This is a genomic window from Corynebacterium endometrii (assembly GCF_004795735.1).
GTDB lineage: Bacteria > Actinomycetota > Actinomycetes > Mycobacteriales > Mycobacteriaceae > Corynebacterium > Corynebacterium endometrii.
In genome coordinates this window covers 123,446-142,879 of sequence record NZ_CP039247.1, presented here as the reverse complement: position 1 = coordinate 142,879, position 19,434 = coordinate 123,446, and the positions used below count along the sequence as shown (strand labels likewise).

Here is a 19,434-nt window from a genome sequence, read left to right as displayed (position 1 = left end):
TTTTCGTGTCCGCCAGCTCGTCGAGCCGTGAGGCGGACACGTTCACGATATTGTTCGGTACAGTGCTAGAAACGCACCGCAACATTACTAAGGGAAGTTGAATAGTAAGTCAGCAGATAATGTCCCGAACTATCTCGGTAATGTGTTTAGCTTCAGCACCTGTACCTTGACTGATCTGGGTACGACACGAAAACCCATCAGCAATGATCTCCTTGCCGTCTTTGGACGCTTCCCGCACCCGCGGGAATAGCTCACGCTCGCCCAAAGCCAACGACATTTCAGCGTGCCCCTTCTCAAAGCCCCAGTTGCCAGCGAGACCGCAGCACCCCGTAGCGATCTGCTCCTCACTAACTCCCAGTGCAGCCAGAAGGCGCGTACTTTGGGAAGGATCCCCCAGAGACTTCTCATGACAATGTATCTGAGTCAGCGCAGAAACATCACCTGGGACGATTGTTCCATCGACCACGCCCTGTTCGATTAATGGCGTTACGAATTCCGCGAAACTTACAGTCGCCTTAGCAAGGCTCTTTAGAGTTGGATCGTCACACAGCTCAGTAGCTTCACTGCGCAGCATCACCGTACAGGACGGTTCCACACCAATCACAGTCAACCCGCGGTCTAAATACGGCTTCATAACCCTTGCGGTTTGCTGAAGAACTCTCTGTGTCATCCTCAACTGACCCGTAGAGTGCCAGGTCAGACCGCAACACACGAACTCCTGCGGAATTTCTACTGTGAAGCCAAGCTTCTCCAAAACCGCCACTGCAGCAATAGCAGGCGAGGTGTCCAAGGAGGTGTTGAAGCTGTCTGGCCATAGCACCACGGTTCCAGCTGATCCCGGCGCCGACGCTCCTCGCATCGCGGCCCATTTACGCAAAGACTTATGCGCAAAGTTAATCAGAGAACGGTTGGTATCGAGACCTCCGAGCTTGCCAATGACAGTAGACAACACCGGAGCTTGCATCGCGGAATCGACGAGCCGTGGAACCACCGGCAGTTTATGAATTAGGTATCCGATTAGTGGCAACCAACCCATCACGTAGTGCGCCATAGGGCGTAGCTTTCCCCTGTAGAACTCGTTGAGGAATTCAGACTTGTAGGTAGCCATGTCTACATTTACTGGACACTCAGATGCGCAGGCCTTACACGACAGACACAGGTCAAGAGCCTCTTCAACCTCAGTTGACTTGAAACCGTCTGCCACAGATTCACCGCGGAACATTTCGCTAAAAATACGCGCGCGCCCACGAGTTGAATGAACTTCATCACCAGTTATTTGAAATGATGGGCACATCCCGCCGTCATCAGACCGGCAAGCAGAGACACCTACGCATCGGTTAACCGCATTGACCATCGAACCACGGTCATGACTAAAAGCATGAACTGGAGTTAGCTCAAAAGTGCGCTGGCCTGGCGCCATACGTAGGCCATCAGTGACTTCATCAGCCCAAACCAGAACACCCGGATTAAACAGCCTCTCCGGATCAAAGAGGAGTTTGAATTGCTCAAATACCGCACGCATCTCATCGGAATACATGCGCTTGAGCAACGCTGAACGAGCACGGCCATCACCATGCTCACCGGACAAAGAACCACCATAGGACGACACCAACGAGGCGGCATCCTCCATGAATGCCTTGAAAGCTTTGACACCTTCAGGAGTACCAAAATCAAAAGAGATGCGAACGTGCACGCACCCCTCACCAAAGTGGCCGAACGGGATGCCTCGAAGGCCGTACCTATCCATCAGCGCATACAAGTCACGCAGGTAATCGGCTAGGTTCTCAGGGGGCACTGCGGAGTCTTCCCAGTTAGGCCAGGCCTCGCCACCATCGGGCAGACGTGTAACAAGACCCGCGGACGCCTCCCGGATACGCCACAGCTCACGCATATCTAGCGGGTCAGATACCACGATGTAATCAACTGTTGGTACACAGGTGGCGACCTCCTGTGCACGAGCCAAGGCAGCATCTTCGTCGGCACCGACTACCTCACAGTAGAGCCATCCACCAGACGCGATCCCCTTACGTTTACCTGGCAGATTGCCGCCGGCCTTTTCTTGGCCCACCTTTGAGCGCAGCGCAGCTAAAAGGTCACCGCCCATGCCCTCAATGGTAGCCACCCCATCCTGACGTAGCTTCGGGGCAGCAGCCGCCGCGTCAAAGACGGTTTCGAACGCCAGTACCGCTAAAGCCTTAGCCTTCGGCACCTCAACCAGATTTACGGTCAACTCTGTAATAATTCCTAGAGTCCCCTCAGAACCAGCCAAAGCACGCGCATAATGAATAGGCTTAGCTGAATGGTCAGTCAGATAATGCAATCCAAAACCAGAAACCTGGCGTGGGAAACGACCTAATTCTTTATTAATCAATTCAGCATTCTCGCTAGCCAGCGCGTCAATGGACGCCTGCAGTTCTGGGTCACTGCAGCCGTGTTCATCGAAGGTGACCAACCGTCCATCAGCAAGAAGCATTGTTAAGGAAACCACATTGTCTGCAGCCGTGCCCCATGCCACCGAATGTGAACCGCAAGCATTATTAGCCACCATGCCGCCAATCGTGCAACGCGAATGGGTAGACGGATCTGGCCCGTAAGTCAGTCCGTATTCGGCCACGGCTTCTCTTAATTTGTCACATACCACACCCGGTTGGACTGTAGCCGTCCTAGCCACTGGATCTACTGCGATGATTCGGTTGAAATAACGCGATGTATCGATGATGAGCCCATCACCAATCGCATTGCCCGCCACCGATGTTCCTCCGCCACGACCGACAACAGCCCATCCGCGATCCTTAGCAACAGCGATACCATCCCGGATATCCTGCAACATCCGAGGCTCCACCACAGCCTGCGGTACACGCCGGAAGATAGATGCATCCGAGGTATACGCCGCCCTCGTAGTCATATCAAGGCGCATACCAGACCGGATCTCACGCGCGTAGGAGCGCGGTTCGAGACGGTTAAACTTAGATCCCTGGGACTCTACTGGCATCGTTGCTCTAGCTCTTTTCTTGTATGAAAGGTCTTTCTGCGATGGGCAAATTCAGGCATATTACAGACAAAATACGCACTACTCATTGAGTAACATGTTACTCAATGAGAGTGATTCCTGGGTAGTGTTATTAGTTATGCTTCATTCCCATTCCCCACTGCCCGCGGTCACTACTCAGACTTTGGCAACCCAGGTGATGAACTATGTACGGGACCGCGTACAAAACGGTGAAATGGATACAGAGTCCTGGTACAGCGTGTACCAGCTCTCGGAGGAACTCGGCATCTCCCGATCCCCAGTGCGCGATGGACTACTGCGGTTAGAAGAAGCAGGCGTGATCGAATTTGTCCGCAACCGCGGCTTTAGGATCATTGAACCAGAAGCCTCCGACGTGGCTGACATATTTTCGCTGCGTATGGCCATCGAGCCTGCTGCAGCCGGACGGGCTGCTCGCGACATAACCGAACATGAACTCAAGCAGCTCAGGTCCATCGTCGCTAATATGTCCAGTGCGATGAACGCTAACGATGAACCTGGATTTTTCACATGGGATCAAGAGCTTCACGATGCAATTTTGGCCGCCGGACATGCACGCCGCGGCCGGGATGTCGTTAACAAGCTTCGCACTCACACGCGTTTACTGTCAGACTCCACGGTCCGCACATACCGTTCCCTAGAACAGGTTCATTCAGAACATCTGCCTATCATCGAAGCCTTAGAGAATCACGATCCAAAACAAGCTCGCGCTGCTATGCGAGCCCACCTTGAAGCCACCGGCTTACTACTGCTCAGGCAGGCATTATCCCGACGCACCCCCGAGCTCACGCCTACCGAATTGGCCGAGAAGGTCACATCGACGTGGGTCAAACATGTGGACTAAACCTGAATAGAAAAGCCCGGCAGCGCATCTGCTCGCTCAATCGGCAGGCTTTGACCTTTCATTGCCCGGCTCATAGTTCAGCACAAATGCACACATGGCACAGGCCGTGGCCAGAGCAAAAGTCAATGGAGACAGCCAGTCATTCACACCTGTCACAATGTCGCCATCTGCGGAAATGATACCGAAGGTCTGCGTGGCGATAATGGCCACACCACCAATGAGGAACAGACCCATAAAGATAAAGAACAAAATGCGAATCAGCTTAAACAAGGCTTTCATCTTTCTCCTTTTAGGCAGTCGGGGCATAAATCGGCAACCAGCCCATACCAATGAGCCAAGCCAATAGAATCATCGGGAGCACGAACAACAGAATGAGCGGCACAAACATTTTTTGTGGTTCCGCTTCGGCCATCGCGGCAGATAGGTAGATCGGCGCCCCCACAGGAGGTGAAGCGCCCTCGGTAGAAGTGCACAGCAGAATGACCACAATGGCGATAGTTGGATCGATACCTACTGCCGTCAGTGCCGCAACAGCTGGGGCACCGATAGCTGCGGCAGTCGCGGTGGAAGACAGTGGTGTAGCTACAAGTACTGCCAGCACACCTACGGCCAGGAGCATAAGCCACTTGGGAAGATTCATTGAGTCGAGCAAGCCAGACAACTGTGCGCCGACACCCAGCTCTTCCATAATGTTCGCCGCTGCGAGAGCCGCAAACAGGGAAATTCCCACAGTGGCAAATTGATGAGAGTCACGCTTTAGCTGCGCTACAAAATGAGCGTTGTTCTGGGTAATGCGCTTAGCACCCTCAATCAGGGCGATAATAGTGATCAGAATCGGCACCCACACGATAATTGAAATGGCACCCACAGCATCCTCGCCGATCATGGTTTCCTTGCCTAGGAACCCAGCCACTGGCCCAATAGTTAAAAGAACGGGAATAATAATGCCCAGGAAAATAGAAGGTGAACGCCACCCTTCGGCCCAAGCTTGAGACAGCGGCTTCATGTCGTCCGCCGGGGTTGCCCTAATCTTGTCCTTCTTCGCCCACCAGAACACCACCAATAAGCGATAGAGAACCGCATAGGCACCACCACATGCCAGCGCCACATACACCGATGACGCTGAGGCACCTGCTGCAGCAGGGAGCGCCAGGATAATGAACATTGTGGAGTTTGGCGGTAAAGCCACACCAAGACCGGAATTACCAGCTACGAGTGTTGCAGCTCGGTTCGAACTCCAACCAGACTTTTTCATCCACGGAATAGTTACGGAACCCACAGTTGCGGAGTTACCCGCGGTAGATCCCGCAATAAGCCCCATCATCGCCGAAGACAGGGTAGATACGTATGCTGCGCCTCCAGCGACACGGCCGAAGATAGAATTCAAAATTCCGATTAGGCGGTCAATGAGACCGGTGGACTGCACGATGATGCCCATGAACACGAAGGCCATACCGGCAAAGGTAACTTCAGATTGCATCGCACTAAAGACTGCACTGCCTAACAGTGCAGGCGCATTCGTACCGCCGAGCAGCGAGGTAGCCAGCAAAGCCACCACGAGAGATTCCGAGATATCGCGCTTAAGCAACGTATTAAACACAACTGTCACCGCGATAAACACAACGAGTGCAGCAATGCCCATGCGAGCTCCCTCCTAGCAAAAGGTATTGGTGATTCCGCTCACAGTAGCATGCTACATGTCACATTTGTCCTGAAAATTGAAAATTACCTCTCCTCTTAGGCTCCGTCCACCTCTCAGGACATCTCTTGCCGAGCTCGTTTCGAACTCTCGAAGTTGTAACGCTTACAAGACAGTCGCCTCGGATACACGATTTATTACGAGTCCCCCTCCAAGTCAAAGAACTCCAGGATCTCCCCCGCCAATTCGTCTTTGGCTCCGGACCAGTCATGGCCGCCGCTAAAGATGCGCGTGGTGGCCGGCACCCCCTGTTCGGCTATTTCAGCCGTGATTTCGCGGGAGCTTTCATATTCCTCCCCGTGGCGCTGGCCGCCTTCCACCGCGATGACCTCATCGGCGTCGCCGTGAAAATTAAGCCGGGGCGCATGCACCGCGTTACCCTCGCACGGTTCCAGCGCCCCCGCATAGTATGCCGGCGCGATGGTAACGGTGGCGGTAAACATTCCCGGAACCGCGCAGTCTAGGGCGTGGACAAAGCCCCCGCCATTGGAATAGCCCACGCCGTAGACATCCCGCACCTCATGGTTTTTCTTCACCGCATCCACGAGGGCCCGGGCGTAGGCCACGTCCTCCTCCATGCTGGTCACGGCGTAGGGAGCACCCGCCCAGGCGCCTTCCTCGCCCTGCGCGTGGAGCACGATCGCGCCGGAGTCCTCCAGCCCCAACGGCTCCAGCTGACCCGCCGCGCCGCCGTAGCCGTGGAAGGCCACGATTACGTCGTGCGGCCCGTCAGTCGCCGGTAGGTGAATTACCTCACCCCGCCCGGCGGCGGCGCCGGTGACCTCGGCAGACTCGGACGCGCAGGCGCCCAACAGGCCCACCGCCACAACGGCCGCCGGCACGGCCCGCCTCATGCTTGCCCCGCTAACAGGTGGCGCAGATCCTCACGGTCTAGACCGCAGCGCTTGAGGTCCGCGCGCCCACCCCGAAAGGCGATGCCCTCCGCCTGCCAATGGGCCCGCGCGCGGTCAGCGTCGTGGCTCGCGCCATTCGCGCGCACCACCCGCCACCAGGGCAGGCCGGAGGATTGCCGCATGACCGTGCCCACGTAGCGCGCGCCGGTGCCCACTACCGTGGCAACCTCGCCGTACGTGGTCACGTTCCCCGCCGGAATCAGCGCGACAAGCTCTTCCACCGCGGGGGCTGCGCCCGCGTGGCCGCTAAAGGACGGAGTCACTCTCGGAAGGCTCGAACTCGGGCGCGTCCTCCACCTCGGCCAGGGTCACGGTAGCGCCGGTGGAATCGGCAATCAAGCAGAGGCGGCCGAACGGGGAATCCCACGGCGCGCGGATGACCTCGCCCCCGGCGGCCTCGGCGGCCTTAGCGGCCGCGGCAACGTCGCGCACGCCCAGGTAGGTCTGCCAGAAGCTTGGCACCTGCGGCGGGAAATTGCCCTCGGCATTCCAGAAACCGGCGAACGGTGCGCCTTCGGCTTCGGCGGTGGCGTAGGTGAGGGGGGAGTCGGCAGAGTCGGCGCCTTGGAGCCCACGGATCTCCCAGTTGAACAGCTCGCCGTAGAAATCCAAAGCCTGGGTAAACCTCGTGGTGGCCGTCAGCTCGTGCCACACGGGGCAGCCCGGCTCACCGCCGGCGACGAAGTGCTCCGCGCCCGAGGGCTCGATAAGGCCGAACATCCCGCCCGCCGTATCCGCGAGCAGCGCCAACGTGCCCAGGTGCACTTCCTGCGGCTCCACCAGCACGCGGCCGCCCAGGTTCTTGGCCCGCTCGCAATCCGCGGCCACGTCGGCCGTGTTGAAATACGTGACCCACGTGTCCGGGAACGGCGCATCCTCAGGCTGCGGGATAAATCCGGCGATGAGCAGGCCCTGCAGGCGGCCAATCTGGTATTCCGAACCCTCCGAGGCCGGGTTTACCTCCCAGCCCAGCACCTTCTCATAGAAATAGGCGGACTTGCGCGGCTCGGAAGTGGTCAGGTCAATCCAGTAGGGCATGCCTACTTCAGCTTCGAACGCCGGCATTACATGTTCCTCCACTTTTCTGGATCAAAGTCATCATCGGCGGTGGCCTCATCAAAGTAGTCATCATCATCGTCGGCCACCACGCGGGCGCACTGCCCCTCGATGCATACCACGTCACCTTCATGCAGGTGGTGCCCGCGCTGCGTGGAGACCTCGCCGTTGACGGTCACGGCGCCGGACGCGATGAGCTCCTTCGCCTCACCGCCCGTGCCTACGAGGCTGGCCAGCTTGATGAACTGGCCAAGCTTGATGGACTCGCCAGTGATACCCACTTCAATTTCATGCATGCCAGCTAGCTTAGCGGCTTCAGGCGCACGGCTGTACCCGTGCAGGAGACCATCAGCATGTCATTCGATGCCCCCATGGTGGAGTAGTCAACGGCGATGCCCACTACGGCATCGGCGCCCAGCTCCTGGCCGCGCTGCCACAGCTCATTGAGCGCGGCCTCACGCGCGCGGACGGTCTCTTCCTCATAGCCGGCGCTGCGGCCGCCGGAGAGATTGCGAAACGCCGCGCCGATGTCCTTCAAGAAATTGATGCCGATCACGGTCTCGCCGCCGATAATGCGGATGTACTCGGAAATCTCACGGCCCTCGACCGTGTTCGTGGTAGTGAAAATCATAAACTTAAGGCTACGCGATCTATCCGCTTGCGCTGCCTAAATCACATGAACAAGGGCAATTGCCACAGGCCCTCCACCACCATCACGGCGCCAAGGACGCCGAAGATGACGCCGGCGAGTATGTCAATGTTCGCGGACTGCTTGGCCACAAACCGGGCCCCGGCGCGGACCAGAAGCGCAAAACCCACGAACCAGCCCAAGGCCATGCCCAACATGATGGCCGCGATGGTAAACGTCCAGCCCGGGGACATGCCCGGCGTGATGAATTGGGCAAAGACCGCGCCGAAAAATACCAAAGCCTTGGGGTTGGACAAATTAGTGGCAAGCCCCAGCCGGAAGGCCCTGGGCGTGGTCAAACCAACCACGTCGCCGGCGCCCACCGCGGCGACGGTTTCCTGCGGCAGATCAGACAATTGCCCGGACGTGTGGGACGGCCCCGGCCGGGTGGCCCCGCGCTCGGCTAGGCCGCCCCTGACGGAGGCGATACCCATCCAGACGAGGAACGCGCCGCCGCCTACCTGCAGCACCGCCAGCATCGACGGGCGGGCCGCAATGAGCGCGGAAACTCCCGCCAAGGACGCGGTCACCCAGACCGCGATGCCCGCCACGATTCCCACAGCGCACGCCACGCCTTGACGTACGCCGCGGGGCGCGGTGCGGATGATCTGCACCACGTCGGGCCCCGGCGCCACAATCATGGTGGCCCAGACCCCGATGAAAGCGGTCAGCGCGGCAAAAGTCATGGGCCTAACTTAAATCTCAAGCGGGGTAAAACGAAAGTCCCGGGACTGGGAAAAGCCGCCCTGGGAAAGGCGGCTTCGTTGCGCAGGGGCCCACTGCTGCGTTTTAATACTGCGTGCGCGGGCGAATAGTGACCTGGTCGATGTTCATGTGCGCCGGCAGGGAGGCGATCCAGCGGATGGTCTCCGCGATGTCTTCGGCGGTGAGGTTTAATTCCCCGTCGTACACCGCGGCGGCCCGCTCCTTATCGCCGCCGAAGCGCACGAGTGAGAATTCCTCGGTGGCGACGCGGCCCGGGCACACCTCGGAGACGCGAACGTTTTGGTTCTCGATGCGCAGCACGCGGGAGAGCGCGCGCACGCCGAACTTCGCGGCGTTGTAGCCGGAGCCACCCGCGTACTCAATCCACCCCGCGGTGGATCCAACGTTGATAATCAGGCCGGAAGATTCCGGAGCCGCCTCCAGCTTGGGCATGAGCGCCTGAATCATGCGGACGGTGCCCAGCACGTTGGTCTCATACATCCACTGCCAGTCCTCGATGTCCGTGTCCACCAGGTTCTCCAGGCCCTTGGCGCCGCCGGCGTTGTTAACCAGCACGTCCACGCGCGGAAGCTGCTCAGCCAGCGCGTCCACGGAGGACTGCAGGGTGACGTCCAGCTTGACGGCGGTGCCGCCGATTTCCTGGGCCAGCGCCTCCAGGCGGTCGAAGCGGCGGGCGCCGAGGACCACGTGGAAGCCCTCGGCCGCAAGGGCACGCGCCGTTGCCGCGCCAATGCCTGAGGACGCCCCGGTGACCACCGCTACCTTTTTATCTGCAGGAATCATGCCGGCCAGTTTAGTCTGGTTGCTATGACTTGTAATGGGGTTCCGGTTTTTAGCCCGCCGCCGCACGCGTGGCTGGGCCAGCACGCGGAGTACGCGGACGCCCGCACGGCGGCGCTGTTTGTTGAGGACAACACCGGGTCCAGCTGGCTGGGCGGCCCGTCCTTCACGCCCAGCTCCCTGCCGCACGTGGCCACGTTCGCCCTGGGCAACCTCCCGGACAATCCCCTGCTCAATCTGCTGCCCGCCGCGGGCTACCTGGAGGTCTTCCATGACGGCGCGGGCACCGGCGCGCTGACCTGGCACAAGGGCGGCAGGACGTATCCGGCGCCCAATCCCACCGACGCCTACCAGCGTGGCACCTTCCGCGCCGCCCACAGTATCGCCTCCCCCAATGACCGCTTTGAGCTGCCCGATTCCGCCTTCGCCACCTATGACCTGCTCTACTCCGATTGGCAGGGCGCGCTCATCCACGAGCGCGGCCGCAAGGGCGAATTTAATTCCACGCTGCTCGGCGGGCACTCCTCCACCGGCGCCGCCGTGGCGCTGGACGAGCTGCTGCCGGACAAGGATTTTGCGCTGCTCGCCGAGATCGAATCCTGGACCACCCTGGAGTGGTGGTTCGGCGACGCATGCCCGCTTGAGGTGTGGATACGGCCCGCGGACCTGGCCGCCGGGGACTTCGGCCGCGCCGAGGTCCTCATCCGCGCGGACTAGGTGCCGCGGCTAGTGAACCTGGCGGAATGTGACGTTGATCCGGCCCTCGTGCAGCCCGCATCCCGCCGGCAGCGTGTGCGGCCGCACGGACGGCACGCCGTGATAGGCCAGGCGCTTGGGGCCACCGAAGACAATCACGTCCCCGCTGGCCAGGCGCACGTCATCCCACGGCTTATTGCGCGTTTCCACGCCGCCGATGCGAAACAGCGCCTCGTCCCCCACGGACACCGACACGATCGGCGCGGCGGATTCCTCCTCGGCGTCCTGATGCAGCCCCATCTTCGAGCCCGGCGGGTAATAGTTCACCAAAGCCATGTCCGGGCGGTAGCTATCAACCCAGGGCGCTAGTTCCCCGGCCACGCCGGCCGCCTCCGCCAGGGCCCGGCGCGCAAGCTCCGCCATGCCCGTGGGCAGCGGCGGCACGCGGTGGCCGTCCACGGCGTCAACGTAGCGGTACCCGGTCCAGTATTTGCCGTAGTGGAGCATGAATACGCTCATCTGCCCGGAGCGCAACCGCGGGCGGGCCATCTGCAGCGGTGTCCCGGCCAGCGCGCGGGCCTGGTCGCGGAAGTCCTCGACCAGGCCGCGCTGCTGATCCAGCGGCAGCCAGCCGGGCAGGTGGGCCACGCCGGGGGCCACTTTGCGCGGGGCGCCGGTGACGTCAAAGAGCATGGGCACCAATGTACGCCCCTTCGGGGTTTGTCTGCGCGTGGCCCTGAAGCCTTAGTCTTTGCCCCGCGGGCGGACGCGCCGGCGCATCGGGGCCCGGATGACGCGGGCGCGTAAAATGTCTGAGCGTGACTTTCTTTGACCTGGCGCGCATTGGCAGCGGACTCCCCGTGGCGGGGACCATTGATGAGCTGCCCCACCTGCTTGAATCCTCTGCCACGCTGGTCATCCAGGCCCCACCCGGCACCGGCAAGACCACGCTGGTGCCGCCGGCACTGGCCAATTTCTTAGCCTCCCACCCGGGCCTTGACAGTCCCGGCAAGGTCATCATCACCGCGCCCCGGCGCGTGGCCGTGCGCGCGGCCGCCAAGCGCCTGGCATACCTGGACGGCTCCCGCCTGGGAGAGCGCGTGGGATATAGCATCAAGGGCGAGCACAAGCCGGGATCCCTGGTGGAATTCGTCACCCCCGGCGTCCTGCTGCGCCGCCTGCTTAAGGATCCCGAACTGGCGGGCGTGTCCGCCGTGGCCATCGATGAGGTCCACGAGCGGCAGCTGGATTCTGATCTCATCCTGGGCATGCTCATTGAGCTCACGCAGCTGCGGGATGATTTCTACCTGGCGGCCATGTCCGCGACCCTCGACGCGGCGAAGTTCGCCGGGCTCCTCGGCGCGCCCATCCTTAAGACCCCCGCCGTGACGCACCCGCTCACCGTCACGTACTCCCCGCACAACGGCCGCGCGGAGTGCACGCGGGAGTTCCTGCAACACCTGGCCGACCTAGTGCTTGCGGCCACGCAGGCCCACGCCCCGCACTCCACGCTGGTCTTTGTCCCTGGCGTGCGTGAGGTGGACGCCGTCATCGGCTGCTTGAACCGCTCCCCGTACCCGGTCCTGCCGCTGCACGGCTCCCTGACCAGCAAGGAGCAGGACGCCGCCCTGGCTCCGGTGCGCGAGCAGGGCGAGGAGGTCCCGCGCATCATCGTGGCCACGTCCATCGCTGAGTCATCCCTGACGGTCCCCGGCGTGCGGACCGTCATCGATTCCGGCCTCTCCCGTGTCCCCCGGCGCGATTCCCAGCGCGGCATGACCGGGCTGGTCACCATCTCCGCCGCCCAGTCCACCGTGGACCAGAGAGCGGGCCGCGCCGGACGTGAGGGCCCCGGCACCGTCATCCGCGCCTACTCCCAGGCGGATTACCAGCACGCGGCCGCGCACATCACCCCGGAGATCGCCACGTCTGATCTCACCCAGGCTGCGCTGTGGCTGGCCTGCTGGGGCAGCCCTGACCTGCCGCTCCCGGATCAGCCGCCGGCCGCCGCCCTCCAGGCCGCCCGGGAGACCCTCGCCACGCTCCGCGCCATCGATGAGTCCCACGCGCCCACCCCGCTTGGCCGCAGGCTGGCAACCCTGCCCATGGAGCCCCGCCTGGGCAGGGCGCTATTGGAGTGCGGCCCGCAGGCGGCGCCCACCATCGCCGTCCTTGCGGACCGGCCCACCGGCGATATTGCCCGCCAGCGGGCCCCGCAGCGTGAGGTTGACCGCCTCCGGCGCCTCATCGACGCCGGGGAACACAATCGAAACGGCGCCACGGATCCCGGCGTCATCACCGGCATGGCCTACCCGCTGCGGGTGGCCAGGCGCCAGGGAGAGGATTACCTGCTGGCCTCCGGCACGCGCGCCTGGCTGCCGCCGGATTCCGGCCTTGCGGGCGCGGACTGGCTGGCCATCGCTGAGGTCACCCGCGCCAGGTCCGGCGCGGGCCGCTCCGGCGCCGTCATTCGCGCCGCCGCCCGCATTACGGAAGCGGATGCGTTGGAGATCATCGGCGTCACCGAGACCACGGAGGCCACGTTTGAGGGCGGGAAGCTGCGCGGGCGAACCGTCAGGCGCGCCGGCAAGATTGAGCTGTCATCCGCCCCAACGCAGCTCTCCGCGGCGGAGGCCGCCCCCGCTATAGCCTCCGCCATCCGCACCCACGGCCTTGGACTGTTCACCTTTGGCGAGAGGGCTCAGGGATTGATGGAACGCATGCGCTTCCTTCACAAGCAGCTGGGGGATCCCTGGCCGGATCCGGTCAAAGCGGACCCGGAGTTCTGGCTGGGCCCGGAGCTTGACGCCCTGGCGCACGGCACCGCGCCGTCCAGGTTGGATATGTACCCCGCCCTGCAGCGCCTGCTGCCGTGGCCGGAGGCCGCGCGCCTAGACGAGCTGGCCCCGGCTAACCTTGAGGTGCCTTCCGGTTCCCACCCACGCATTTCCTACGCGGAGGGCCGCCCCGTAACCCGGGTCAAGCTCCAGGAGTGCTTCGGCCTCGCCCAGTCCCCCGAGTGCGCCGGCGTGAAGGTATTGTTCCACCTGCTTTCCCCGGCCGGGCGCCCGCTCGCCGTCACCGATGACCTGACCTCCTTCTGGTCCGGCCCTTACGCGCAGGTGCGCGCGGAGATGCGCGGGCGCTACCCCAAGCACCCGTGGCCGGAGGACCCGTGGAGCGCGCCCGCCACCGCGCGGACCAAGAAGCGCATGTGACTAATCCTTAAAAAGGTTGTCCCCCGGCCCCAGGCGAATCGCCCCCTTGGCCGTGGCCAGGTCCACCACTTCGCCTTTTTGCATGACCACTACCTCGCCGGACTCCACTAGCTCCCCGGCAACATCGCGGGCCAAGTCCATCAGGTCCCGCCAATCCTCCCCGCCAACGACCCTGGCGGCCTCCGATGGGCAGATGGTCTTACCGTCGCGCCCGCGCAGCAGGGCACGCTCCGCGGCCGCGATGCGCTCCCGCCGGCCTTCTTCCGTTGGCTCCCACCACGGCTCACCGCGTTCACCGAGCGCGACCTTGGCATCGTGGACCCGGTAGCGAACGGCATCGCCCTCCGTCTTGACCAACCGGCGGGCGTCCATGAGCTCCTTGACCAGTTGTGATTCCAGCGACCCCGGGATGGAGGGATCCGTGGCGCGCCACTTACGCCCATTGACGATGATGTAGCGGCCGTCTTCCGTACGCTCTTGTTCTCCCATGCGGCCAGACTACCCAAACCCGCCGCGCACAGCCTGGGGTTTGCGCGGTCGATGCCCATGGCGCGGGCGGGGATTAGTAAAATCAACGGCACATGATTGACAACTTCTTGCGCCCACCGCGCACCGCGACGGAATGGCTGGCGGATATCGCCCGGGTACTGGCCACCCTGCTCACGTTCGTGCTGCTTTTCCAGCTGGGCATCTTCGAGGCCGGCATCATGGCCTTTGCCCTCCCCGGCCTCATGCTGCCGAAGTTCATGGGCCTAAGCGGCGCCGCCGACCTCTTTTCGGTAACCGTCATCCTGGTCGCCGCGCTGAGCAACATCTTTGGCCTCTACGCCACCATCCCCGGGTGGGACCTCGTAGTCCACGCCGTGTGCACAGCGGTGATCGCCACCATCGGCTACCTGCTGCTCGCCCGCTTAGGTCTGCTGCCGATGCCCGAGGCGCGCGAATACACGGCCGCGCACGGCCTCATTTTTAGCACCATGATTGGCCTAGCCCTGGGGGCGGCGTGGGAAATGGTGGAGTGGATAGGCTTCCGCTTTACGCCCGCCGACGTCATGGTGGATTACGATGACACGGTCACGGACCTTTTCGCCGACGCCCTAGGCGCCCTGATCGCCGGCGCCGCCCTGGCGAGGCTGCGGGTCCTCAAGCCCCCACGTGATGCCTAGCGCTTGCTTGGTACCATCGCCCCATGTCCATCAATTCCCCGGAGAACCTCAAGCTCTTCCTCCCCACCGAACAGGAAGAGCAGATCCAGGGCATCTTTGAGCGTCTCGCCGCACGGGGATTCCCGCGCCAGAATCAAACCCCTCACATCACCGTCACTTTCGCGAAACGGATGCAGATGCATGTGGTTGAGCGCGCCAAGGAGCTGCTGCCGCCGCTCCTGCCCTGCCAGCTTTCGCGAGTGGGCACCGTCATTTTTGGCACCAAGCGAAAACAAACGATTGCCTGGCTCCTCGAGGCCCCCGAAGAGCTTGAGGGCGCCGCGCGTGAACTCTCCGCCCTCAATCCGGAAGGCCGCGGCCACCGGTGGACCCCGCACCTAACCATGGGCCTGCGCATCCCCCGTGCCCAGGTGCCGGACTACCTTGCGGCCCTGGATGAGGAAACCTCACCCCACTTCCGCCACATCACCGCCCACAGGGCCGTGTTCTGGCGCTCGGGCACCGGCGAGCTCACAGAGCTGGGCTAGGGCTGGGCTAGGGCTGGGCTGGCGGGGCCAAGCAATCTGGTGGGCCCCAGATGCAAAGGCACCCGGCCGCGTATATTTCGCGGCCGGGTGAGTTGTCTCCTCGTTGGCTTAGGTGCCGGAGGGCAGCTCAGCGAGGAGAGGAAATAGTCTTAGAATCGCAGGTCACCGGGAAGAATCTTCACCAGGCCAGTCGCCTGAGCGATGGCCGCCAATGCCTCGATTACCGCCGCCGCGATGCCGGCGCCGGCAAAGCCGGAGGAAACGGAGGAACCCTCAGGCTGAGAGGACGAGCCCGTGGAATCCCCACCGTTGCCGGAGCCCTCGCCGAACCACCAGTCCTCAAGGGTCAGCTTCGCCACGGTGGTGTTATCGATGTAGTCACCGCGGACCGGATCGGTGCCGGTTACCTTCGCCTTGATGTCCTCAGAGCCCGCACCCTTGAAGAAGAATGGGACAACCTGGTTGGTGTGATCGCCGGAGTACCAGTCGTGGCCCTCAGGGATGATGCCCTTTTCACCATTCATGGCATTGAAGCGGACGCCCTCGCCGCCCTCGCCGCGCTCTTCGGCGCCGGAGAGGTAGCCGGTCTCATGGTCAGCGGTGACAATCAGCAGGGTCTCATCCCATGAGGAGTTCTCCTCCACCCAGGCAACCGCCGCGTCAACCGCCGCGTTGAAGTCCTGCACCTCTTCAATCTCACGCGCAGAATCATTCGCGTGACCGGTCCAGTCAATTGCGCCACCCTCAATCATGACGTGGAATCCGTCTTCATCCTGGCCCAGAACGTTCAGGGCGCCCTTGGTCATGGTCGCAAGATCGGTCACGTCATTGCGAGGATCGGAATAAGGGGCCTCGGCCGCGCCGGCGCGGGCCTGCTGCAGCGTGGTGCTTACCGGCGCCAGGCCAAAGTACTTCTTATCAGCCTCAACATCGCCATTCGCCAGGGCCTCGAAGGACTCCTTGGCCTCTACATACTGCCAGCCGGCGGAGCCGTTCTTCAGGGACTCGAAATCAGCCTGGGACAGTGCGGAGTAATCCGGGGTGTCACGCTTGACGTTGGAATCATCATATTCCGGGTGGCCCGCACCCATCACCACGGAGAGATCAGACTTGATGATCTCATTGGCAATCTCGGTGTAGTTGTTGCGGTTCTTGTTATGCGCGGACCAAGCGGCCGGGGTGGCATGGAAGAACTGCACGGAGGACACAACGCCCGCGGCCTTGCCCTGAGCAATTGCGCGCTCGGAGGTGTTTTCCATCGCGTGGCCGTATGCCGATACGCCAAGGGTGCCGTTTTGTACCTTCATGCCCGTGGCCATGGCGGTGCCGGCCGCGGCGGAGTCCGTGGCGCCCTCATCCACGTAGGTGTGGGAGCCCCATGCGGCCTCCGGATCGTAAGAGCCACCATTGGGGAAGGTGGTCATGGACAGGCGGTTGAAGTCCTCGAAGGTCTGCACGGACTCGCCCGGCTGCTCCGTGACGGCACCAAACTCGCCGTCAACGGTGTACTTGGACTGGCCGGTCTCATAGATGTTGTTGTAGGCGATGTGACCGTAGCCCATACCATCGCCAACCATGTAGATAATGTTCTTCGGGGCGTTAGATTCCTGGGCGTAAGCCGGCGCCGCCATGCCTGCAACCAGGGAGGTTGCCACCAGCGGGGCGGCGATGCGAGCGTTAATGCGCATTAGGTGATTCCTTAACAACTAAAAGTGACTAGCTTCCCGCGCTAATGCCAGCTGCTTGCCAGCTTCAGCGCTCAGACCGGGAATCTACAAGCCCTTTATGTTATTTCGAGGAACCCAAAGTTAACTCTCCCGAAAGTCTAAGTAACACGCGCCTTGGAAATCTCTGGCTCCTCAAGGTTCACCCGGGCGGGCTACCCCCCACTGCTGCCACGAAAGGTAGCCGCACATGACAATGACGAGGGTCAACAGGGCGTATCGGATGAGCTTGGCGCCGCCACCCAGGACGGTACGGGCGCCCAGTTGGGCGCCAACGATGTTCGCGATGGCCAGGACGATGGCCAGCCCCCAAATGACGTGCCCGCCGGCGATAAAGGTAACCAGCGCGCCGACGTTGGTGCAGGTGTTGACCACCTTGGCCATGGCCGCGGAACGAAGGAAGTTCTGGGAGAAGATGGCGGTGAAACTCATGATGAGAAACATGCCGGTGCCGGGGCCGAAGATGCCGTCGTAAAAGGCGATTGCGGCCACCGCGCCTAGGGCTGCCCAGACCCGCCAGCCGGCGCGGGGGACCTCGGACGAGCTGGCGCCGAAGGCCGGGCGAAGCGCGACGAACGCGCCGACGCCAAGCAGCAAGACGATGACCAACGGGCGCATGACCGCGGAATCGATGAGGGACGCCGCCAGCGCGCCGATGCCAGAACACGCCATGGCCACGCCGCCATAGATGGCCAATTCCCGCGCGGGCGGGCGGACCTTGCGGTAGAGCGTGAACGCCGCGGACGCGGTGCCGGAGACCGCCGCGACCTTATTGGTAGCCAGGGCTACCGCCGGCGCCATCTGCGGAAACGCCGCCAAGATCAGAGGAATCAGCACCAAGCCTCCCCCGCCGATGACCGCGTCAACCCAGCCGGCGGTGGCCGCGCCGCCAACCAGCAGCGCCCAGGTACCCATGCCAATATCCATGCAAGAAGTTTTACACGGCCGCGGGGGCGATCGCGAAGAGGGAGGTCCTGCGGAACACAGCGTAAGGTGGACGGGGCTTAAGTAGACACAACGCAGAAGTAAAAGGAGGCGGGCATGGCGGTGGCGCGCTGGACCGTGGTGGTAGCGGCCTCCCTGGGCCTGGGTTGGCTATTTACCCGCTGGGGAGTGCCCGCCGCCTGGATCCTGGCGGCGATCATCTGCTCCGCGGCCATGGCACTAGGCACGGGTAAGGAACTAAAGCTCGCCGCGTTTCCATACACGCTGGCCAGGGGGCTAATCGGCATGCTGGCCGCGCTACCCATGAGCGTGGCGGCGGGCGGCGAGCTTCTACGATTTTTGCCGCCCGGTCTCTTTGTCTCCATCCTGACGGTGGTGGTGGGCATCCTGGGCGGCATGCTGCTGCACCGCGCCCAGCCCAGGGCAATCTCCTGGGAGACCGGCATCCTTTCCATGCTGCCGGGCGGCGCCTCCATGATGCCCATGCTGGCCGCTGAACTGGGCGCGGACTACAGGTACGTGTCCCTGACCCAGTACCTTCGCCTGCTGGTGGTGAGCTTCTCCCTCCCGCTAGTCACGGCGCTGATGGTGCTACCCGGTGACCGCGGCGGGGCGGGCGGCTTTGGCCAGCCCTCTCACACCTGGTGGGTCATACTGCTCGTTGTGGCCATTGCGCTGGTGGGCGGCCCCGTGGCCAAGAAATTGCGCATACCGGCGCCCTATATTTTTGGCCCCATGTTGCTGACGGTCGCGGTAGGCCTCGCCTTGCCCGACGGCACCACGCTCGCCCCCATCGAACCCCTCCAGATTTTTGCGTTCTTGGCTATCGGGTGGATCTGCGGCGGATCGTTGAGCGTTGACGCGTTGAAGGCCTTTGCCAAGCAGCTGCCGGCGACTATCGGGTTTATCGCCGCGCTGATGGCGGTGTGCGCGTTGAGCGCCTGGCCGCTGGTGTGGTGGCTGAATATCACCTACTTCGAGGCCTACCTGGCCACTACCCCGGGGGCGCTGGAGACCGTGCTGGCCCTCGCGGCCGAGGGCGGGGCGACCGCCGCCGTAGTAGCCGTCCAGCTCATCCGCATCATCTTTGTGCTAGGTATCGCCAGTTATCTGCCGCAACTACTCAACCTGGGCCGGGGCTGGAAGCGGAGGCACGGCCGGTAGTTTGGCGGGGCTGGGGTTGGGGCCTGGCGGCGGCTGGGTTTGGGGCCTGGCGGCGGGGGTATACGGCCGGTTGATTGATTGCCAATTGCATTGTGCAAGCCTCGTGAGGGCGGCCGCGTTGATCGAGCTCAGCGGGGCATGACAGTGGACGGTTTCGCGGCCGGTCCGGCGATTTTACCCCCAAGTGTTCGAATTTAAAAATTGCTATTGACGAGGGAAAATAGTGGTGAGATAATTAGAACATCTAATCGATAAGGGG

The 19,434-nt window shown here is 62.4% G+C and carries 20 protein-coding genes; 6 read left to right on the top strand and 14 right to left on the bottom strand.

Translation table 11 applies throughout. The features are described 5' to 3' along the window. Positions 1–109 precede the first annotated feature (109 nt). Complete coding sequence (locus tag CENDO_RS00630) at positions 110–2,992, bottom strand: FAD-binding and (Fe-S)-binding domain-containing protein (RefSeq protein WP_246014315.1); 2,883 nt, start codon at positions 2,990–2,992, stop codon at positions 110–112. Between the two features lie 136 nt (positions 2,993–3,128). Here CENDO_RS00630 and CENDO_RS00625 point away from each other — a divergent pair, with 136 nt between their 5' ends. Continuing rightward, positions 3,129–3,872, top strand: coding sequence for a GntR family transcriptional regulator (locus CENDO_RS00625; protein ID WP_136140318.1), 744 nt, complete (start codon positions 3,129–3,131; stop codon positions 3,870–3,872). A 36-nt stretch (positions 3,873–3,908) separates the two neighbouring features. Here the strand turns inward: CENDO_RS00625 and CENDO_RS00620 are convergent, their stop codons facing one another. The 9 genes from CENDO_RS00620 to CENDO_RS00580 form a co-directional block, all read right to left on the bottom strand. Then, a complete protein-coding gene (locus tag CENDO_RS00620) occupies positions 3,909–4,151 on the bottom strand; it encodes a hypothetical protein (RefSeq protein ID WP_136140317.1) in 243 nt (80 codons plus the stop codon). A 10-nt stretch (positions 4,152–4,161) separates the two neighbouring features. Then, positions 4,162–5,514, bottom strand: coding sequence for a TRAP transporter large permease subunit (locus tag CENDO_RS00615; protein WP_136140316.1), 1,353 nt, complete (start codon positions 5,512–5,514; stop codon positions 4,162–4,164). A 194-nt stretch (positions 5,515–5,708) separates the two neighbouring features. After that, a complete protein-coding gene (locus CENDO_RS00610) occupies positions 5,709–6,425 on the bottom strand; it encodes an alpha/beta hydrolase family protein (protein WP_136140315.1) in 717 nt (238 codons plus the stop codon). After that, the gene (locus CENDO_RS00605) at positions 6,422–6,748 is read right to left on the bottom strand and encodes an MGMT family protein (protein WP_246014311.1); all 327 of its coding nucleotides are present in this window, start codon (positions 6,746–6,748) and stop codon (positions 6,422–6,424) included. The genes CENDO_RS00610 and CENDO_RS00605 overlap by 4 nt, the downstream gene beginning before the upstream one ends. After that, positions 6,732–7,550 (bottom strand): VOC family protein, encoded by an 819-nt coding sequence (locus tag CENDO_RS00600; protein WP_136140314.1) that lies wholly within the window; start codon positions 7,548–7,550, stop codon positions 6,732–6,734. Before CENDO_RS00600 ends, CENDO_RS00605 begins: the two co-directional genes overlap by 17 nt. Next, positions 7,550–7,837: an RNA-binding S4 domain-containing protein gene (locus tag CENDO_RS00595; RefSeq protein ID WP_136140313.1), complete on the bottom strand. Its 288-nt coding sequence runs from the start codon at positions 7,835–7,837 to the stop codon at positions 7,550–7,552. The genes CENDO_RS00600 and CENDO_RS00595 overlap by 1 nt, the downstream gene beginning before the upstream one ends. Before the next feature lie 5 nt (positions 7,838–7,842). Beyond that, a complete protein-coding gene (locus CENDO_RS00590) occupies positions 7,843–8,172 on the bottom strand; it encodes a YbjQ family protein (RefSeq protein WP_136140312.1) in 330 nt (109 codons plus the stop codon). A gap of 41 nt (positions 8,173–8,213) precedes the next feature. Next, entirely contained in the window at positions 8,214–8,915 is a 702-nt protein-coding gene (locus tag CENDO_RS00585) for a LysE family translocator (RefSeq protein WP_136140311.1), read from the bottom strand. 103 nt (positions 8,916–9,018) lie between these two features. Further along, the gene (locus tag CENDO_RS00580) at positions 9,019–9,738 is read right to left on the bottom strand and encodes an SDR family oxidoreductase (protein ID WP_136140310.1); all 720 of its coding nucleotides are present in this window, start codon (positions 9,736–9,738) and stop codon (positions 9,019–9,021) included. 24 nt (positions 9,739–9,762) lie between these two features. Here CENDO_RS00580 and CENDO_RS00575 point away from each other — a divergent pair, with 24 nt between their 5' ends. Then, entirely contained in the window at positions 9,763–10,452 is a 690-nt protein-coding gene (locus CENDO_RS00575) for a DUF1963 domain-containing protein (protein WP_136140309.1), read from the top strand. A 9-nt stretch (positions 10,453–10,461) separates the two neighbouring features. Here the strand turns inward: CENDO_RS00575 and CENDO_RS00570 are convergent, their stop codons facing one another. Beyond that, complete coding sequence (locus CENDO_RS00570) at positions 10,462–11,124, bottom strand: alpha-ketoglutarate-dependent dioxygenase AlkB family protein (RefSeq protein WP_136140308.1); 663 nt, start codon at positions 11,122–11,124, stop codon at positions 10,462–10,464. Between the two features lie 125 nt (positions 11,125–11,249). Here CENDO_RS00570 and hrpB point away from each other — a divergent pair, with 125 nt between their 5' ends. Next, positions 11,250–13,649: an ATP-dependent helicase HrpB gene (gene hrpB / locus CENDO_RS00565; RefSeq protein ID WP_136140307.1), complete on the top strand. Its 2,400-nt coding sequence runs from the start codon at positions 11,250–11,252 to the stop codon at positions 13,647–13,649. On the opposite strand, the gene CENDO_RS00560 is transcribed toward hrpB, so the two are convergent. Continuing rightward, the gene (locus tag CENDO_RS00560; protein ID WP_136140306.1) at positions 13,650–14,138 is read right to left on the bottom strand and encodes a DUF3253 domain-containing protein; all 489 of its coding nucleotides are present in this window, start codon (positions 14,136–14,138) and stop codon (positions 13,650–13,652) included. 92 nt (positions 14,139–14,230) lie between these two features. Here CENDO_RS00560 and CENDO_RS00555 point away from each other — a divergent pair, with 92 nt between their 5' ends. Together CENDO_RS00555 and CENDO_RS00550 are read left to right on the top strand one after the other, a co-directional pair. Continuing rightward, the gene (locus tag CENDO_RS00555; protein WP_136140305.1) at positions 14,231–14,815 is read left to right on the top strand and encodes a DUF2238 domain-containing protein; all 585 of its coding nucleotides are present in this window, start codon (positions 14,231–14,233) and stop codon (positions 14,813–14,815) included. Between the two features lie 29 nt (positions 14,816–14,844). Next, a complete protein-coding gene (locus CENDO_RS00550) occupies positions 14,845–15,342 on the top strand; it encodes a 2'-5' RNA ligase family protein (RefSeq protein WP_136142073.1) in 498 nt (165 codons plus the stop codon). Positions 15,343–15,491: 149 nt separating this feature from the next. On the opposite strand, the gene CENDO_RS00545 is transcribed toward CENDO_RS00550, so the two are convergent. Next, positions 15,492–17,030, bottom strand: a complete 1,539-nt coding sequence (locus CENDO_RS00545; RefSeq protein ID WP_168707148.1) for an alkaline phosphatase — start codon at positions 17,028–17,030, stop codon at positions 15,492–15,494. 171 nt (positions 17,031–17,201) lie between these two features. Continuing rightward, entirely contained in the window at positions 17,202–17,993 is a 792-nt protein-coding gene (locus CENDO_RS00540; RefSeq protein WP_136140304.1) for a TSUP family transporter, read from the bottom strand. Positions 17,994–18,107: 114 nt separating this feature from the next. Between CENDO_RS00540 and CENDO_RS00535 the strand changes: the two genes are divergently transcribed. Further along, entirely contained in the window at positions 18,108–19,175 is a 1,068-nt protein-coding gene (locus tag CENDO_RS00535; protein WP_136140303.1) for an AbrB family transcriptional regulator, read from the top strand. Positions 19,176–19,434: the final 259 nt, after the last annotated feature.

What these genes read in the sequence shown, in the direction of transcription:
- CENDO_RS00575 (WP_136140309.1), top strand. Translation starts at nt 9,763, where the DNA reads ATGACTTGTAATGGGGTTCCGGTTTTTAGCCCGCCGCCGCACGCGTGG.
- CENDO_RS00540 (WP_136140304.1), bottom strand. Translation starts at nt 17,993, where the DNA reads ATGGATATTGGCATGGGTACCTGGGCGCTGCTGGTTGGCGGCGCGGCC.
- CENDO_RS00610 (WP_136140315.1), bottom strand. Translation starts at nt 6,425, where the DNA reads ATGAGGCGGGCCGTGCCGGCGGCCGTTGTGGCGGTGGGCCTGTTGGGC.
- CENDO_RS00630 (WP_246014315.1), bottom strand. Translation starts at nt 2,992, where the DNA reads ATGCCAGTAGAGTCCCAGGGATCTAAGTTTAACCGTCTCGAACCGCGC.
- CENDO_RS00555 (WP_136140305.1), top strand. Translation starts at nt 14,231, where the DNA reads ATGATTGACAACTTCTTGCGCCCACCGCGCACCGCGACGGAATGGCTG.
- CENDO_RS00590 (WP_136140312.1), bottom strand. Translation starts at nt 8,172, where the DNA reads ATGATTTTCACTACCACGAACACGGTCGAGGGCCGTGAGATTTCCGAG.
- CENDO_RS00560 (WP_136140306.1), bottom strand. Translation starts at nt 14,138, where the DNA reads ATGGGAGAACAAGAGCGTACGGAAGACGGCCGCTACATCATCGTCAAT.
- CENDO_RS00625 (WP_136140318.1), top strand. Translation starts at nt 3,129, where the DNA reads ATGCTTCATTCCCATTCCCCACTGCCCGCGGTCACTACTCAGACTTTG.
- CENDO_RS00620 (WP_136140317.1), bottom strand. Translation starts at nt 4,151, where the DNA reads ATGAAAGCCTTGTTTAAGCTGATTCGCATTTTGTTCTTTATCTTTATG.
- CENDO_RS00535 (WP_136140303.1), top strand. Translation starts at nt 18,108, where the DNA reads ATGGCGGTGGCGCGCTGGACCGTGGTGGTAGCGGCCTCCCTGGGCCTG.
- CENDO_RS00615 (WP_136140316.1), bottom strand. Translation starts at nt 5,514, where the DNA reads ATGGGCATTGCTGCACTCGTTGTGTTTATCGCGGTGACAGTTGTGTTT.
- CENDO_RS00600 (WP_136140314.1), bottom strand. Translation starts at nt 7,550, where the DNA reads ATGCCGGCGTTCGAAGCTGAAGTAGGCATGCCCTACTGGATTGACCTG.
- CENDO_RS00585 (WP_136140311.1), bottom strand. Translation starts at nt 8,915, where the DNA reads ATGACTTTTGCCGCGCTGACCGCTTTCATCGGGGTCTGGGCCACCATG.
- CENDO_RS00580 (WP_136140310.1), bottom strand. Translation starts at nt 9,738, where the DNA reads ATGATTCCTGCAGATAAAAAGGTAGCGGTGGTCACCGGGGCGTCCTCA.
- CENDO_RS00570 (WP_136140308.1), bottom strand. Translation starts at nt 11,124, where the DNA reads ATGCTCTTTGACGTCACCGGCGCCCCGCGCAAAGTGGCCCCCGGCGTG.
- CENDO_RS00545 (WP_168707148.1), bottom strand. Translation starts at nt 17,030, where the DNA reads ATGCGCATTAACGCTCGCATCGCCGCCCCGCTGGTGGCAACCTCCCTG.
- CENDO_RS00595 (WP_136140313.1), bottom strand. Translation starts at nt 7,837, where the DNA reads ATGCATGAAATTGAAGTGGGTATCACTGGCGAGTCCATCAAGCTTGGC.